General features: G+C 67.2%; 1 protein-coding gene and 1 pseudogene. Both read right to left on the bottom strand.

Annotation, left to right across the window (positions count from 1 at the left end; genetic code table 11):
* On the bottom strand, positions 1–1773 hold a 1773-nt coding region (locus VF794_RS01450), incomplete at its 3' end, for a PAS domain S-box protein (protein WP_331106965.1).
* Positions 1773–2241, bottom strand: a pseudogene (locus VF794_RS01445) (5-methyltetrahydropteroyltriglutamate--homocysteine methyltransferase); the annotation flags it as partial. The pseudogene VF794_RS01445 and the gene VF794_RS01450, both read right to left, overlap by 1 nt.

Genomic DNA, 2241 nt, shown 5'->3' with positions numbered 1-2241 from the left:
CGCCTCGGCGGCGGGCTTCACGGTCTCGAGCGCGGCCTCGACGAGCAGCACCGGCTGGAGCGGCTGGACCTCCAGGCGCAGCTTCCCGGAGGTGATGCGGCTCATGTCCAGCAGATCCTCGATGAGCTGGGTCTGCAGGCGCGCGTTGCGCTCGATGATCTGCAGGCCTTTCGAATACTCCTGAGGGGTCTTCTGGTTCCGCCGCAGGATCTGCGACCAGCCGAGAATGGCCGTGAGCGGCGTGCGCAGCTCGTGGGAGAGCGTGGCGAGAAACTCGTCCTTGAGCTCACTCAGCCGCTCCGCGGCCGCGCGTGCCGCACGCTCGCTCTCGAGCAGGGCCTGGCGCTCCGCGGCTGCCTTCTGGGCGGCCTCGTACAGGCGGGCATTGTCGATGGCGATTCCCGCCTGTGCCGCGACACCGACGACGAGCCGCTCGGCGCGTTCGGTGAAGACGCCGGGTTGCGAGTGCCCGAAGAACAGGCCTCCGCTGGGCGCCCCCCCGCGAGAGCGCACGGGGACCGCGAGGTAGCTGCGCACCGGCAGGTGCCCCTTGGGCATGCCATGGTGCGGACCCCACTTTCCGTAGCGCGGGTCCTGGAGGACGTCGTCACACCGGATGGGCGCGTCGCCGCGAAAGGTCGGGCCGAAGAGCGCCGTCGCGCGTGGCTTCCCGAATTTCTCGAACGCCTCGCGGGGCGCACCCGAGAGCGTGTAGAGCAGGAACGCGTCTCCGTTCTCATCCTGGGTGTTGTAGAAAAACGCTCCGAACTGCGCGCCGCTCAGCTGGGTCGCGGCGTCCGTCACCGCCTGCAGGAGCGACTGCAGGTCGAGCTGGGATGCGAGGCTCTTTCCCGTCTCGTTGAGCAGCTCGAGGATTCTCGACTCCTCCTGCAAGGCAGCCTCGGCGCGCTTGCGAGGGGTGATGTCCTCGATGACGCCGAGAAATTGCCGCGGTCTGCCGTCCGCGTCTTTCAACAGCGTGAGGGTCGTCCGGCTCCAGATCTCGGATCCGTCCTTGCGCAGGTAGCGCTTCTCCATCGCAATGTCGGACCGCGTACCGGCGAGCAGTTGATTGAGCACGCTCCGCGTTTCCGCCACGTCGTCCGGGTGGGTGAATCGAATGAACGGGGTGTCCCGGATCTCCTCGGCGCTGTAGCCGAGAACCTCCGAGAACTTCTCGTTGATGTCGACGACGCGGCCCTCGAGCGTCGCGAGCGCGATGCCCACGGCGGCCTGATTGAACATCGTCCGGAGCCGCTCCTCGTTATGGCGCAGCGACTCCTCGACCTGCTTGCGTGCGGTGATGTCGGCGCAGGCGCCCGTCATGTAGAGCGGCTTGCCGTCATCGTCGACGAAGGTCTTGGCCTTCTGGGAAATCCACCGTGCGCTGCCGTCCGGACGGACGACGCGGAACTCCCTGTCGAAATCCGAGCCGTCGCGCGCGCACTGCAGGTAGTGCTCGGCGACCCCGTCCCGGTCGTCCGGATGCACGGCCGAGGTGAAGGCCCGCAACGACTGCTTGCCGCCAGGCTCGAGACCGAAGAGCCGGTCGAGGTTGCCGTCCCACTCGACGGTGTCGGTCTGGAAATCCCAGCGGAAGGTGCCGGTTCCCGCCGCCATCAGCGCGGCCGTGAGTCGCTCCTGACTCTCACGCAGCGCCTCCTTCGTGCGAAGGAGCTCTGCTTCCGCCCGCTGACGGGCGCGCAGAATGCTGCTCGCGTTCTGCAGCGCAACCGAGCGCAGCAGGACCTCCTCGTCGTCCGGAAGACTCATCAACCTCCTCCGAGCGCCTTGGCAGCAAGGGCGGTGCCCTGTACGCGTGCACGAATCTTCGCGAATGCGGCATCCCGGCTCGTCGACGTGTCGTCGCTGAACGGGGAGAAGCCACAGTCGTCCGTCGTGCCCAGCTGCTCCACCGGAATGTACCGCGCGGCCTCGAGGATCCGATCTCGCACCTCTTCCGCGGCCTCGATACGAGGGTCGATGGGAGACACCACGCCAACGAAGACCCGGTGTCCGGGCTTCATGTTCCGCCGGATGATCTTGAGTACGCGGGTGGGGTCCTCCTCCCCCGCGAGCGCGATGTAGAAATTCCCGACCTTCAGTTGGAAGAGGCTCGGCAGCAGCTCGGCGTAGTCCACGTCCGCGCTGTGGGTGGAATCGCGGTCGCCGCCAGGGCAGGTATGGACGCCGAGGCGGTGATACTCCGCCGTCGAGAACCGCGATAGGGCCAGGTTGTTC

Source organism: Archangium sp., assembly GCF_036389735.1.
Lineage (GTDB): Bacteria > Myxococcota > Myxococcia > Myxococcales > Myxococcaceae > Archangium.
This window is presented reverse-complemented; position numbering and strand designations above follow the sequence as displayed.